The 13,532-nt window shown below is 47.3% G+C and carries 10 protein-coding genes, 7 tRNA genes and 2 pseudogenes; 18 read left to right on the top strand and 1 reads right to left on the bottom strand.

The window, feature by feature from the left end; translation table 11 throughout:
- Positions 1-107: 107 nt before the first annotated feature.
- Both K0036_RS16340 and K0036_RS16335 read left to right on the top strand, forming a co-directional pair.
- On the top strand, positions 108-2,219 hold the full coding sequence (locus K0036_RS16340; protein ID WP_220430193.1) for a glutamine synthetase III: 2,112 nt from the start codon (positions 108-110) through the stop codon (positions 2,217-2,219).
- Positions 2,220-2,368: 149 nt separating this feature from the next.
- Positions 2,369-2,827: a DUF1700 domain-containing protein gene (locus K0036_RS16335; RefSeq protein ID WP_025641993.1), complete on the top strand. Its 459-nt coding sequence runs from the start codon at positions 2,369-2,371 to the stop codon at positions 2,825-2,827.
- 298 nt (positions 2,828-3,125) lie between these two features.
- Here K0036_RS16335 and K0036_RS19695 read toward each other — a convergent pair whose 3' ends face one another.
- Entirely contained in the window at positions 3,126-3,203 is a 78-nt protein-coding gene (locus K0036_RS19695) for a hypothetical protein (protein ID WP_368384616.1), read from the bottom strand.
- A gap of 322 nt (positions 3,204-3,525) precedes the next feature.
- Between K0036_RS19695 and K0036_RS16325 the strand changes: the two genes are divergently transcribed.
- The 16 genes and pseudogenes from K0036_RS16325 (at position 3,526) to K0036_RS16255 (ending at position 13,520) form a co-directional block, all read left to right on the top strand.
- Positions 3,526-4,680, top strand: a complete 1,155-nt coding sequence (locus K0036_RS16325) for a THUMP domain-containing class I SAM-dependent RNA methyltransferase (protein ID WP_220430192.1) — start codon at positions 3,526-3,528, stop codon at positions 4,678-4,680.
- 14 nt (positions 4,681-4,694) lie between these two features.
- Positions 4,695-5,324, top strand: coding sequence for an RdgB/HAM1 family non-canonical purine NTP pyrophosphatase (gene rdgB / locus K0036_RS16320; RefSeq protein ID WP_220430191.1), 630 nt, complete (start codon positions 4,695-4,697; stop codon positions 5,322-5,324).
- A 20-nt stretch (positions 5,325-5,344) separates the two neighbouring features.
- A complete protein-coding gene (locus tag K0036_RS16315; protein ID WP_025641997.1) occupies positions 5,345-5,824 on the top strand; it encodes a metallophosphoesterase family protein in 480 nt (159 codons plus the stop codon).
- Positions 5,825-5,934: 110 nt separating this feature from the next.
- Positions 5,935-6,009, top strand: a tRNA-Pro gene (locus K0036_RS16310).
- A gap of 7 nt (positions 6,010-6,016) precedes the next feature.
- Positions 6,017-6,087, top strand: a tRNA-Gly gene (locus K0036_RS16305).
- Between the two features lie 69 nt (positions 6,088-6,156).
- A tRNA-Arg gene (locus K0036_RS16300) sits at positions 6,157-6,230 on the top strand.
- A gap of 70 nt (positions 6,231-6,300) precedes the next feature.
- Positions 6,301-6,374, top strand: a tRNA-His gene (locus tag K0036_RS16295).
- A 15-nt stretch (positions 6,375-6,389) separates the two neighbouring features.
- Positions 6,390-6,461, top strand: a tRNA-Gln gene (locus K0036_RS16290).
- Positions 6,462-6,470: 9 nt separating this feature from the next.
- Positions 6,471-6,543: transfer RNA gene (locus tag K0036_RS16285), tRNA-Lys, on the top strand.
- Between the two features lie 178 nt (positions 6,544-6,721).
- Positions 6,722-8,275 (top strand): annotated as a pseudogene (locus K0036_RS19195) ([FeFe] hydrogenase, group A); the annotation flags it as partial.
- 75 nt (positions 8,276-8,350) lie between these two features.
- Positions 8,351-8,848, top strand: a pseudogene (locus tag K0036_RS19600) (rubrerythrin family protein).
- A gap of 149 nt (positions 8,849-8,997) precedes the next feature.
- Positions 8,998-9,077 (top strand) — tRNA-Leu (locus K0036_RS16275).
- A gap of 349 nt (positions 9,078-9,426) precedes the next feature.
- A complete protein-coding gene (locus tag K0036_RS16270; protein ID WP_081724512.1) occupies positions 9,427-10,131 on the top strand; it encodes a LytR/AlgR family response regulator transcription factor in 705 nt (234 codons plus the stop codon).
- A complete protein-coding gene (locus K0036_RS16265; protein WP_220430190.1) occupies positions 10,128-11,732 on the top strand; it encodes an ATP-binding protein in 1,605 nt (534 codons plus the stop codon). The genes K0036_RS16270 and K0036_RS16265 overlap by 4 nt, the downstream gene beginning before the upstream one ends.
- A 121-nt stretch (positions 11,733-11,853) precedes the next feature.
- Positions 11,854-12,576 (top strand): ABC transporter ATP-binding protein, encoded by a 723-nt coding sequence (locus K0036_RS16260; RefSeq protein WP_025642004.1) that lies wholly within the window; start codon positions 11,854-11,856, stop codon positions 12,574-12,576.
- A gap of 17 nt (positions 12,577-12,593) precedes the next feature.
- On the top strand, positions 12,594-13,520 hold the full coding sequence (locus tag K0036_RS16255; RefSeq protein ID WP_025642006.1) for a SufB/SufD family protein: 927 nt from the start codon (positions 12,594-12,596) through the stop codon (positions 13,518-13,520).
- Positions 13,521-13,532 lie beyond the last annotated feature (12 nt).

The raw sequence follows: 13,532 nt of genomic DNA, 5'->3' as shown, positions 1-13,532 counted from the left end.
CCAACCAGAAGTTGGAGTGCCTTTTTCTAATTATCCTCCGGACTGGAATTTCCGGAGGGACGGATATTAATTCATACTAAGACAGATAAGAAAGGAAACGCAAAGATATGAGTGAAGCATTAAATGTAGCTGACATTTTTGGAGAAGATGTTTTTAATGATACGGTCATGCAGGAACGACTTCCCAAGAAAGTCTATAAGGATCTGAAAAGGACGATTGAAGAAGGCAAGGAATTAGACCTTGCGACAGCAGATGTAATTGCGCATGAGATGAAGGAATGGGCAATTGAAAAAGGAGCTACTCATTACACTCACTGGTTCCAGCCGCTGACTGGCGTAACAGCAGAAAAGCACGACTCATTCATCTCCGCGCCTCTGGATAGCGGAAAAGTCCTGATGAGTTTTTCAGGAAAAGAACTGATCAAAGGCGAGCCGGACGCATCTTCTTTCCCGTCAGGGGGACTTCGCGCCACGTTCGAGGCAAGAGGCTATACGGCATGGGATTGTACGTCGCCTGCATTTGTAAGGCACGATGCTGCCGGAGCCACGCTTTGCATTCCTACAGCATTCTGTTCCTATACAGGAGAAGCCTTAGACCAGAAGACGCCGCTTCTTCGTTCCATGGAAGCGATCAATGAACAGGCGCTTCGGCTGATTCGTTTATTTGGGAATACGACATCCGTGAAAGTCACTCCATCCGTTGGACCGGAACAGGAGTACTTCCTGGTTGACGCCAAGAAGTTCCAAGAGAGGAAAGATTTGATCTATACGGGACGTACCCTGTTTGGAGCCATGCCTCCAAAGGGCCAGGAACTGGATGACCATTACTTCGGAACGATCCGCCAGAGGATTGCAGGATTCATGAAAGATGTCAACATGGAACTTTGGAAGGTGGGCGTGACGGCTAAGACGCAGCATAACGAAGTAGCGCCGGCTCAGCACGAGCTTGCTCCAATCTATGCGAAGGCTAACGTGGCAGTCGACCACAACCATCTGGTTATGCAGACATTGAAGAGGGTAGCCTGCCAGCATGGCATGAAATGCCTGCTTCATGAGAAGCCATTTGCTGGCGTGAATGGTTCCGGAAAGCATAATAACTGGTCCCTTACCACAGATGATGGGAAGAACCTGCTGGAGCCAGGAAAGACGCCTCATGAAAATATCCAGTTCCTGCTGGTGCTTACGTGTATCTTGAAAGCGGTGGATGAACACGCGGATCTTCTGCGGGAGTCTGCGGCTGACCCAGGAAATGATCACAGGCTGGGAGCGAATGAAGCGCCTCCTGCAATCATCTCGGTATTCCTTGGAGAGCAGCTGGAAGATGTGATCGAGCAGCTGGTCGTTACCGGAGAAGCCACACACAGCATTAAAGGCGGAAAACTGGAGACAGGCGTCAGAACGCTGCCGGACCTGGCAAAGGATGCCACAGACCGGAACAGGACGTCTCCATTTGCATTTACAGGCAATAAGTTCGAATTCCGTATGGTTGGCTCCCGCGACTCTGTGGCCGGGCCAAACGTGGTGATCAACACGATCGTTGCAGAGGCGTTTAAAGAAGCCTGTGATGTGCTGGAAAGTTCGGATGACTTTGATATGGCTGTGCATGATCTGATCAAGAAATACGCGTATGAGCATCAGCGCATCATATTTAACGGAAACGGATATTCTGATGAATGGGTCGAGGAGGCGGGAAGAAGAGGACTCCCGAATATCCGCTCCATGGTAGAGGCGATTCCGGCGCTTACCACGGAGAAGACCATAAAAATGTTTGAAGAATTCAAGGTATTTACCAGGGCGGAACTTGAATCCCGCGCGGAGATCAAGTTTGAGAATTATTCAAAGGCTATCAATATAGAAGCCCGCACGATGATTGATATGGCAAGCAAGCAGATCATCCCGGCGGTCATCAAATACACGAAGACGCTTGCGGATACGGTGATCAGCGTGAAGGGAGCCGGTGCGGACGCATCCGTGCAGGCGGATCTTCTTACGGAAGCATCCTCTCTTCTGAATCAGACAAAGAAGGCTCTGGAAGCGCTTATTATAGTGACGGATCAGGCTTCCTCCATGGAGGAAGGGGCAGACCAGGCAAGATTCTATCACTCTGACGTGGTGCCAGCCATGGCAGCGCTGCGTGCGCCGGTAGACGAGCTGGAAATGATCGTAGACAAAGAAGCATGGCCGATGCCATCCTACGGCGACCTGATCTTCGAAGTATAACATCTTAATAAAGAGATTAGAAAAATTTAAGAACCTTGGACTTGGAATAGACATAGGGATGTGATATTCTAAGTGCAAGGTTTTTGCTTATTAAGATATGGTACGGCTACAGCCGGGAATCCGTCTGATGCATATGTAGGAGGATGTTCATGACAAGAAGCGAGTTTTTAAATAAGTTAAAGGAAGCTTTGGCAAATGACCTGAGCGGTCCGGTAATACAGGAGAATGTTGATTATTACAGCGGCTATATTGCGGATGAGGTCAGGAAGGGAAGAAGCGAGCAAGAAGTCGTTGCGGAACTGGGAGATCCATGGGCGATTGCCCGCACGATCATAGAGTCTGTGGAGATACAAGGGAATACCCAGGAAGATTACGGATACGAGCCTAAAAAGCAGAATTATGATCAGAGGCAGCAGGGCGGAACAGGACGAGTCCATATATTCGGCCTGGATGCCTGGTGGAAGAAATTGCTTCTGGTTCTGGGAATCGTTGGGGTGTTTATGCTGGTTATCGCTGTAATTGGCGGCATATTCAGCCTTCTTGCGCCGATTCTTGTACCATTGATCCTTGTGATTATCGTATTCAGGATCATTGGCAGCCGACGATGAGGCCGATAATATAGAATAAAATAAAAAAGTAAAAGACCGATGGGGGAGCCATCGGTCTTTTGAGGGGAGTATAAATAATTAATAAGGGGTTGTAGAAAGTATTCTTTCTACATGTTTTAGTATAATATAGAACGATTTGAAAAGCAAGTTAAAAATTAAAAAAATCTTAATATAATTAAGGACTCATTTTTGTGAAAATTGATACATAAAAAAATTTGTCAAGGACATAATAATCTCGTAACCAAAAAGATTAGGAGGAATTGACATGGCTAAAAACTATAATTCATCTAACAGTAACTCAAATGCATCTAACCAGAATGCATCCAACCAGAATGCATCTAACCAGAATGCATCCAACAGGAACGCATCCAACCAGAATGCATCCAACCAGAATGCATCCAACCAGAATGCATCCAACAGGAACGCATCTAACCAGAATGCGTCCAACAAGAATGCATCTAACCAGAACAAGAATTCTAACAGCTCAAACTACAGCGACAACTACTAGTTAGAGATTAGATCGTAATTGGATCAGGCTGAAGAAAAATGAATGTTGCAAGGCAGGCGATATACCGTCGGCCTTGCAATATTTCGTTTTGGGCAAAAGAAATCGCCTAATAGGACGGGAATCATTGACAAAATATGGGGAAAGAAAGTAAGATAGTAAGGTAAATATAAATTTCGTGTTGGGAGAGTTTATGAATAAAGTTGAACTGATTGCACCCTGCCACTTTGGCTTGGAAGCGGTGCTGAAAAGAGAAATTATAGATCTGGGATATGAGATTGCAGAAGTAGAAGACGGCAGAGTCACTTTCTATGGGGATGCGGATGCCGTCTGCCGTGCTAATATTTTCCTTCGAACGGCAGAGAGAATTCTGTGGAAGGTAGGAAGCTTTAAGGCCACGACCTTTGAGGAACTTTTTGAGAAGACTAGAAGCCTCCCATGGGAAGACTACATACCAAAGGACGGGAAGTTCTGGGTTGCGAAGGCAGCCTCTGTAAAGAGCAAGCTGTTCAGTCCTTCTGACATACAGTCTATCATGAAAAAGGCAATGGTCAGGCGGATGCAGGAGCACTACAGGCTGGAGTGGTTTCCGGAAGACGGGGCTTCTTATCCAGTGCGCGTATTCTTGATGAAGGATGTAGTGACCGTTGGGATTGATACGTCAGGCGTGTCCTTGCATAAGAGGGGATACAGGGAGGTGTCGGGAAAGGCGCCGATCACAGAGACTTTGGCGGCGGCGCTTATCATGCTGACGCCCTGGAGGAAGGACCGGATTCTGGTAGATCCTTTCTGCGGGAGCGGCACATTTCCCATTGAGGCAGCCATGATGGCCGCCAACATCGCCCCAGGCATGAACCGTTCTTTTACGGCGGAAGACTGGACCAATCTGATCCCGCGAAAATTATGGTATGATTCGGTAAATGAAGCGAATGATATGATAGAAGATGACATTGATGTGGATATCCAGGGATACGACGCGGACGGCGCGGTGGTCCGTATCGCAAGGCAGAACGCCCAGGAGGCTGGCGTGGGGCATCTGATCCACTTCCAGGAAAGGGAGGTCAAGGACTTAAGCCATCCTAAGAAATACGGGTTCATTATCACGAACCCGCCATATGGCGAGCGTCTGGAAGATAAGGAAAATCTGCCGGGACTCTATCAGACATTCGGAGAGAGTTTCAAAAGACTGGATTCCTGGTCGGCTTATATGATTACTTCCTATGAAGAGGCAGAGCGGTATTTTGGAAGGAAGGCGGACAAGAACCGCAAGATATATAATGGGATGCTGAAGACCTATTTCTACCAGTTCCTCGGCCCGAGGCCTCCGAGACGCAAGGAAGTTGATTGAGAAAGGAAGGCTTGATGATGAAGAAGATTATATTTGCCACTGGCAATGAACATAAGATGGCAGAGATCCGCATGATACTCGCAGACTTGGGGACAGAGGTGCTATCCCAGAGAGAGGCGGGGATACAGGCGGATGTAGTGGAAGACGGAAGCACATTTGAAGAAAACGCTCTGATTAAGGCTGCGGAGATAGCAAAGATTGCGGCAGGAATGCCACAATACAAGGATGCGGTGATCCTGGCAGATGATTCTGGACTGGAAATCGACTATCTGAATAAGGAGCCGGGTATCTATTCCGCCAGATATATGGGCGAGGATACTTCCTATGATATAAAGAACCAGGCGCTGCTTGACCGCCTGGATGGCGTGCCGGATGAGAAGCGCACGGCAAGATTCGTATGCGCGATTGCGGCGGCATTTCCGGACGGCAGCACCCAGGTAGTAAGAGGGACTATGGAAGGAATCATCGGCCATGAGATTGCGGGAGAGAATGGATTTGGATATGATCCCATTTTCTTCCTTCCTGAGCATGGATGTACCAGCGCGCAGCTTGCGCCGGAGAAGAAGAATGAGTTAAGCCATAGGGGCGAAGGTCTCAGGAAGATGCGGATAATCCTGGAGGAGAAGATGAAGCTGGAGAAATAAGAAGATTGCGGGGATGCTATATGAAGATATTGATAGTGAGCGATACGCACAAGTCACATAAGAATCTGGATAAGGTGCTGGAGATAGTAAAGCCCATAGACATGCTGATACATCTTGGAGATGTGGAGGGAGAAGACGACTACATCCAGGCGCTGGCAGACTGTCCTGCGCATATAATCAGAGGCAATAATGATTTTTTCTCCGATCTTCCGGGCGAGGAAGAATTCTTTATAGAAGGCTTCCATGTGTTTATCACGCATGGACATTACTATTATGTATCCATGAGCGAAGAACGCCTTAAGGAGGAGGCCAGGGGAAGAGGGGCGGATATTGTCATGTATGGCCATACCCATAAGCCCTCGATTACCAGGGAGGATGACTTGATCACCTTGAATCCCGGGAGCCTGTCCTATCCGCGCCAGGAAGGACGCAGACCCAGCTACATGCTGATGGAAATTGATCAGAACGGGCATGCGGAATTCACGGTAAACTATCTTTAGAAAAAGAAGGAAAAAAATGAAAAAAGTTGTTGACAAGCTGGGTGCGTTCATATATAATAACTCTTGTGTCACGGAGAACCAGGGGTTAAAGTGACTGGACAATATAGCATCGGGGTGTGGCTCAGCTTGGCTAGAGCGCCTGGTTTGGGACCAGGAGGTCGCAGGTTCAAATCCTGTCACCCCGATATTCATGCGGGTGTAGTTCAATGGTAGAACACTAGCCTTCCAAGCTAGATACGTGGGTTCGATTCCCATCACCCGCTTTCTTAAAGCCTTAAAAGTAGTTGCAACGGCGGCTTTAAGAAAGATAAGTTCTAAAGAGTTTGTCTTGTGAGTCTGTAGCTCAGCTGGATAGAGCAACGGCCTTCTAAGCCGTAGGTCGAGGGTTCGAATCCCCCCAGGCTCGTTAGAACCACAGAAAACTGAATAAAGCGATACTTAGTTGGACATAAATAGTTCGATAAGTAATATATATGGTGGGTATGGTGCAGTTGGTTAGCGCGCCAGATTGTGGTTCTGGATATCATGGGTTCGAGTCCCATTACCCACCTTTTTTTCTTTTTATTGGGCTATCGCCAAGCGGTAAGGCACAGGACTTTGACTCCTGCATTCGTTGGTTCGAATCCAACTAGCCCAGGTTAATTATGGGCGTGTAGCTCAGGTGGTAGAGCACTTGACTTTTAATCAAGTTGTCCGGGGTTCGAATCCCCGCACGCTCAGTAGCAGAGATATAGGAACGCAGATCCTGAAAGGGATGTGCGTTTTTTTTGCATGATTGCCTGATGTTGAGCCATTTTAAAAGAAATTAAAAAAAATGCTGTTTTCCTATTGCAAAAAATGTAAAAATATGTAATTATAGTAACAGTTACTATTATTTTGCATAAGAAAGGAGAATCTATGCACCATAAGTACACAGAGATCAGAATACCCATTGAGGCCGATAATCCGGCCATACAGAGGCATGAAGACTTGTGCATTAAGTGCGGCCAGTGCCGTCAGGTATGCGAGCGGGAAATTGGCGTAGGCAGGCTCTATGATCTGGTCAGCACGAAGGATACGGCAATCTGCATCCATTGCGGCCAATGCGCCAATGTCTGTCCGGTGAATTCCATCACCGAGGTCTATGAATACGGAGAAGTAAAAGAAGCAATCAAAGATCCGGATAAGATCGTAATCTTCAGCACCTCTCCCTCTGTACGCGTAGGTCTTGGAGAAGCTTTCGGCATGGCTCCGGGAAGTTTTGTGGAAGGGAAGATGGTAGCGGCCCTTAGAGCATTGGGAGCCGACTATGTTCTAGATACGAACTTTTCAGCGGATCTGACGATTATGGAAGAGGCATCGGAACTTGTAGAGCGGATTACGGAGAAAAAGAAGCCGCTGCCTCAGTTTACCAGCTGCTGTCCAGCATGGGTGAAGTTTGCGGAAACCTTTTATCCGGAACTTCTTCCCAACATTTCATCGGCAAAAAGCCCGATCGGCATGCAGGGACCGACTATCAAGACATATTTTGCAAAGAAAAACAACATTGATCCGAAGAAAATCGTCAATGTGGCAGTAACGCCCTGCACGGCGAAGAAGTTCGAGATCCGCCGCGGGGAGATGAATATTTCCGCTAAAGCAAACGGATCTGCGGACATGCGGGATATGGACCACGTGATCACCACGAGGGAACTTGCTATGTGGCTTAAGGAAGAGGGAATCGACATCGGGGATCTGGAAGATGAGGCTTACGATTCCCTGATGGGTCCGGCGTCCGGGGCAGGCGTCATATTCGGAAATACCGGCGGCGTCATGGAAGCAGCGGCCAGAACAGCCTATTACCTGGTGACGGGAGAGAATCCTCCGTCCGATTATCTGCGTCTTGAACCTGTGCGAGGAATGGAAGGCGTAAGAGAAGCCACGGTAGAGATGGGCGGGCTTCCCATCCGTCTGGCAGTGATTCATGGTACCGAGAATGCGAGAACTTTCATAGAGCAGATGAAAAAGGAAGACAAATCCTATGATTTCATAGAGGTTATGACCTGCAAGGGCGGATGCATCGGAGGAGGCGGACAGCCAAAGACGCAGGTGCCGATGACGGATGAAGTGCGTAAGGCACGGATAGAGTCGCTCTATGCAAAGGATGCCAAGATGACGCTGCGCTATAGCCATGAGAATCCGGATATTAAGAGAGTATACAGCGAATTCTACGGAAAGCCATTGAGCCAGGCAGCAGAAGAGATGCTGCATACGTCCTATTATTCCAGGGCAGAAGACTTAGGACCGGAAGGAATGGTTTTAAAAGAATTTACAAAACCTGCCTGGGAGCAGGATAAAGAAAATAATGAAGCAAATCAAGAGAAAGAAGAAAAGGAGAACAAGACAATGGCAAAATTCAGATGTACCGTATGCGGCTATATTCATGAAGGGGAGAACCCGCCGGCAGCCTGCCCGGTATGCAAGGTAGGGCCGGAAAAATTCGAAAAACTGGAGGAGGCAGCAAAGGCTTCCGGAAGATACGCAGGAACAAAGACAGAGAAGAACTTAATGGAAGCATTTGCAGGAGAGTCCTAGGCAAGAAATAAATACTCCTTCTTTGCTGAGATTGCAAGACAGGAAGGCATGGAACAAACTGCTGCTATCTTTATGGAAACGGCAGAACAGGAAAGACAGCATGCCAAGATGTGGTTTGCAGAATGGCACGGGCTTGGAGGCACCGCTGATAACCTTCAGGCAGCCGCAGACGGGGAAAACGAAGAGTGGACCCAGATGTACGCCCGCATGGCCAAAGAAGCCAGGGAAGAAGGCTTTGAAGACCTTGCAGTGAAATTTGAAAATGTGGCAAAAGTGGAAGCAGCCCACGAAAAGCGTTACTTAAAGATTCTGGATACTCTTAAGAAGGAACTTACCTTCAAGGGGGATGCGCCTCTTGGATGGAAATGCCGCCAGTGCGGATACATCCACGAAGGAGAGGAAGCGCCGGAAGTATGCCCGACATGCGGATATCCCAAAGCGTATTTCGAGAGAAAAGTGGAAAATTATTAGATCTGGCTGTGGAAGGATAAAGGCGGGGAATGCGGATGGTTTTACATCATCCGCATTCCCATTGACAGTACAGGCGGAATTTTAAGAAATCAGGTACGAAAGAAATTGACAAAACCAGCATAATATATTAAAATACAATCTGTTGACATGCGGATGTGGCGGAACTGGCAGACGCGCTAGACTTAGGATCTAGTACTTCGGTGTGCAGGTTCGATTCCTGTCATCCGCATTATGTACCGTAATCTCTTAATAATGAGAGGTTACGGTTTTTTTGTATGCTTTTCTATCGGATTGGCTGGTAAATATTGGTAAAGCAGGCTTATTGATGGATTATCCGGGATCTTGTGATAGAATAGAAACACATCAGTTTTTCCTTAAATGGAACATTTCGAGAAGGATAAAAGTATCCTTAAATAACAATATATAGTGTAGCGGTAACTAAACCGCAACGATATGTGGCGTCTCAAGTTTTTGCAAAAAAATACCAGATTTTTACATATTGCTATTTGAGCATTCTCCATGGTTTATAATACATTATGCGGTTTCGACAAAGAATGAATTATTAACGAGGGTGTAATATGTACAGGGTAGCAGTTTGTGATGATAATCGGGAAATCTTAAACGAGATAGGGCGAATGCTGGAGGACACGACGGAAGAGATATCGGATGTGGACTTATATGCATCCGCCCAGGAACTTGAGAACATATATACAGAACATGGGCAATACGACATTATCCTGATGGATATTTTGCTTGAACAGGAGAACGGCATTAGTCTTGCGCGCAGAATACAGGATCAATATCCGGATACCCAGGTTATTTTCTTTACGGGGTATCTGGAGCAGGCAGAGAATATCTTTGGAGCCAATCCGGCCGCTTTTCTGGTCAAGCCTATTAGTCAGGATAAGCTGGATGCCGCTTTGGGCAAGGCGATCAGGAAATTAAAAGAAGGAGAACAGGATTGCGTTACCTTGACGATCCGAAGCAAGATATTGCGTATCCGCGTGGATGATATATACTATGTTGAAAGCAACAAGAGGATATTGAATATACATTTCCGAAATGAATCTTTGCAGGTATATGAGAAACTGGACAATTTCCTTAAGAAAGTATCGCTGGTATTCTTGCGTTCTCATAAAAGTTATGCTGTGAATATGAATAAGATCAAATATTTCTCGTCAGAAGGGATCGAATTGTGCGATGGGAGAATCGTTCCTGTCAGCCGTCCCAAATACAGGAAGGCAAAAGAGGCTTTTCTGAAGTTCTGCGGTGAAGAAGATTGAATGTATACACAATTGTAGAAATATTTGTGGCAAGCAGCGTACTCGCTTTATTTATGTCCGGATGCATGCAGGTGAGAGAGGAGGGAAAGCAGGCGGCGTTTGGATGCTTCATCCTTATAACGCTTTCTTATGCGCTGCTGGCGTGTGAGATGCCAAGTATAACAGAAATGCAATACTACCGGAGTAGGATTGTCCTGCACATGGCGTATTTGCTGATTATCCTGGCGTGGTTCCGGTATTATGTCCAGGATTTTTTGCGTCAGTCAGTCATATTTGCGGACACGATCGGGATGTGGGAAGGACAGTGCCTTGCCGCGGGACTTGCCAGGGAGACGGGAGAGAAGCTGATATCAATACTGTTCCTGGGCATATGCATGTTTGCCGCCTGGATCCTGTATACAGGGACGCTTGACGAGAAGCTGGATCTGCTGGAATTAGAAGTTATTCTGTATTTTGAACTCTGCGGAGAGATATGCTCTGCGGTCGCATCAGATCTGGGATGGATTGAAGGATGCATTGAGAGAATGAGCCTTTGCATGCTCTTTGCTCTGGCAGGGATCGCTTTTGCTGCTGTTAATACCAGGAGAGTGCTGCGGGAAGAGAAGAATAGGAGTCTGCAGAAAAGGCTATTTCAAAAATACAGGGAGAGTGAAAAGGTCTATCAAAAGCAGAAAGAGGTCTTAAAATTAAGGCATGACCTCAGCAACCACCTTATGGTTCTTGCCAGCCTGGAAGCACAGAATAAACGGAAGGAGAAGGCGGCATATAGGAAGCTTCTGGAAGAATACTACCAGAGGATCAGCATAGCCGCGCCGGAAGAAGAGGAGAGTAAGGAAGAAGGGGAAGATGCGCCTCAAAGGACGGATAATATCATATGGCGTATCATCAGCGTACTGGGGAGCGGCGTGATCGTGCTGTGTATTTTTTATGGCAAGTTTCTCCTGGGAGTCTTGGGGGGAGGAATCCTGGGGTATTGCGCCTTTCTTGCTACGGCTCTGGGAAAGCAGAAAAAGTTATGCAGGGGTATTCAGAAGCGGTCCCGGGAAAACGAGGAAAATGAGAGAAAGATCAATGAAATGCGGGAGGAACTATATGCCCAGGCGGACAAGGAAAAGAAGCTGACATGCGGCGAGATATTGAAAATATGCGACAGTTATCTGGACAAGGCGTATACGGGAAACGCTGCGCTGGATGCAATGCTTGCCAGCAAGCTGGGACAGTACAAAGAACATGGAATTGAGACGGAAGTGAAGATACTGGCGGGGTATAGTCCCGATATGAATGCTATGGATCTGGTGGAACTGTACGGAAATCTTCTGGACAATGCCATGGAGTCCTGCCTGCGGTGCAAAAGGGAGAGATACATATCCGTGAAAATGTGGAAAGAGGCAAACTTCTGGATTCTGCGCATAGAGAATTCAAAGCCGCCCAATGAACATCCCAAGAGATACAATTTTCTGACCCTGAAAGAGGATAAGGGGATTCATGGAGTCGGACTTAAGGTAGTAAGGGATATCATCCAGAAATATGACGGGGCATTCCACACGGAAGACAAGGGAAAAAGGTTCGTGGTGCTGGCAATGATAAGCGAAGGAAGATAACCGGGGCAGGGCATGAAAATGTCCTGCCCCAGATTGTTGCGTCAAACGTGAAAAAAGATTATAATGTACCATATGTGTTAATAATAGATAACTACAATTAGAAAAAAGGAGCGTATCTGACATGCTTGAAGTGAAGAATCTGACATTCAAGGTGAATGAAAATGGAATAGAAAGAAGTATTGTGAAAGACATCAGCTTCCAAGTTGGCGAGGGCGAGATGCTTGTTATTACCGGACCCAATGGCGGAGGCAAGTCTTCTCTTGCAAAGGTACTGATGGGGATTGAAGAGGCAGATGATGGACAGATCTTGCTGGATGGGGAAGATATTACTTCTTACGACATCAACCACAGGGCCAATGCCGGGATCGGCTTTGCATTCCAGCAGCCGCCAAGATTCAAGGGAATGACGGTAGACAGGCTGCTTTCCCTGGCAGCCGGCCGGGAACTGTCCGAGCCTGAATGCTGCAAGATGCTCAGTGGAGTAGGGCTGTGCGCAAAAGAGTATATCAAGAGGGAAGTTGACGCAACCTTGTCCGGAGGCGAGATGAAGCGCCTTGAGATTGCCACCGTTCTGGCAAAGCCGCACAAATTATGTATATTTGACGAGCCGGAGGCGGGAATCGACCTTTGGAGCTTCTCCATGCTGATCCAGCAGTTTGAGAAGATTCATAATAAGAAGGAACAGAGCCTGATCCTCATCTCCCATCAGGAGCGGATTATTCAGATGGCTGACCGGATCATGTTAATAGAAGACGGAAAGATCGGGGCGATCGGTCCAAAAGACGAGATCCTGCCCACATTGCTTGATAAGGGCGATAGCTGCGCCTGCATGGAGTTAGAATAGGAGAGGAGCATTTTAAAATGGCATTATTAGATAAGATTACAGAGAAGATATTGCAGCAGATAGACGGATCAGGATTCCAGCAGAAGGGCGCATACAACCTGCGCCATAATGGTGTTGCCCTGTGTCATGGTGACAGCGAGCATATTAAGATCAAAAAAAAGGAAGATAAGCCTGGAATCGATATTTACATTGATGGGAATACCAGAGGGGAACAGGTGCACATTCCGGTAGTGGTAGATGCCTCTGGCATGAAAGATGAAGTCTATAATGATTTCTACATCGATGCTGGCGCAGACGTGACGATTGTCGCAGGATGCGGCATCCACAACAGTGGCTGCAATGAAAGCAGACATGACGGGATCCATTCCTTCCATGTGGGGAAGGGAGCGAATGTCCGGTACGAAGAGAAGCATTATGGCGAGGGAGAAGGCTCCGGGGCCCGGGTGCTGAATCCGGTCACAAAGATCTATCTGGAGGAGGACGCTGTATTTACGCTGGACACTGTCCAGATTAAGGGCGTTGACTCCACGGTCCGGGAGACGGAAGTAGAAATGGGGGCAGACTCCAAACTCTACGTGATTGAGAAACTGATGACTCATGACAGCCAGAACGCAGAATCCAATATGGAGATACAGATGAACGGGGACGGAAGTTCCGCCCAGATCATCTCCCGCTCAGTGGCGAAAGGACAGTCCAGGCAGGTATTCCATCCGAAGGCAGTAGGAAATGCCAAATGCCATGCCCATGTGCAGTGTGATTCCATCATTATGGATCATGCGGAAGTAGCATCCATACCAGAGATCAATGCGCGGCATCTGGATGCGGCGATCATCCATGAAGCGGCGATTGGCAGGATTAATGACGAACAGTTAGTAAAACTGCGTACGCTCGGAATGACAGCAGAAGAGGCAGAAGGAATCATCATAGACAACTTCCTGAACTAGCGATCCGGGATA

The sequence above is a fragment of the [Clostridium] scindens genome, assembly GCF_019597925.1.
Classification (GTDB): Bacteria; Bacillota; Clostridia; order Lachnospirales; family Lachnospiraceae; genus Clostridium_AP.
This window is presented reverse-complemented; position numbering and strand designations above follow the sequence as displayed.

What these genes read in the sequence shown, in the direction of transcription:
- rdgB (WP_220430191.1), top strand. Translation starts at nt 4,695, where the DNA reads ATGATGAAGAAGATTATATTTGCCACTGGCAATGAACATAAGATGGCA.
- K0036_RS16255 (WP_025642006.1), top strand. Translation starts at nt 12,594, where the DNA reads ATGGCATTATTAGATAAGATTACAGAGAAGATATTGCAGCAGATAGAC.
- K0036_RS16270 (WP_081724512.1), top strand. Translation starts at nt 9,427, where the DNA reads ATGTACAGGGTAGCAGTTTGTGATGATAATCGGGAAATCTTAAACGAG.
- K0036_RS16325 (WP_220430192.1), top strand. Translation starts at nt 3,526, where the DNA reads ATGAATAAAGTTGAACTGATTGCACCCTGCCACTTTGGCTTGGAAGCG.
- K0036_RS16340 (WP_220430193.1), top strand. Translation starts at nt 108, where the DNA reads ATGAGTGAAGCATTAAATGTAGCTGACATTTTTGGAGAAGATGTTTTT.
- K0036_RS16260 (WP_025642004.1), top strand. Translation starts at nt 11,854, where the DNA reads ATGCTTGAAGTGAAGAATCTGACATTCAAGGTGAATGAAAATGGAATA.
- K0036_RS16335 (WP_025641993.1), top strand. Translation starts at nt 2,369, where the DNA reads ATGACAAGAAGCGAGTTTTTAAATAAGTTAAAGGAAGCTTTGGCAAAT.
- K0036_RS16315 (WP_025641997.1), top strand. Translation starts at nt 5,345, where the DNA reads ATGAAGATATTGATAGTGAGCGATACGCACAAGTCACATAAGAATCTG.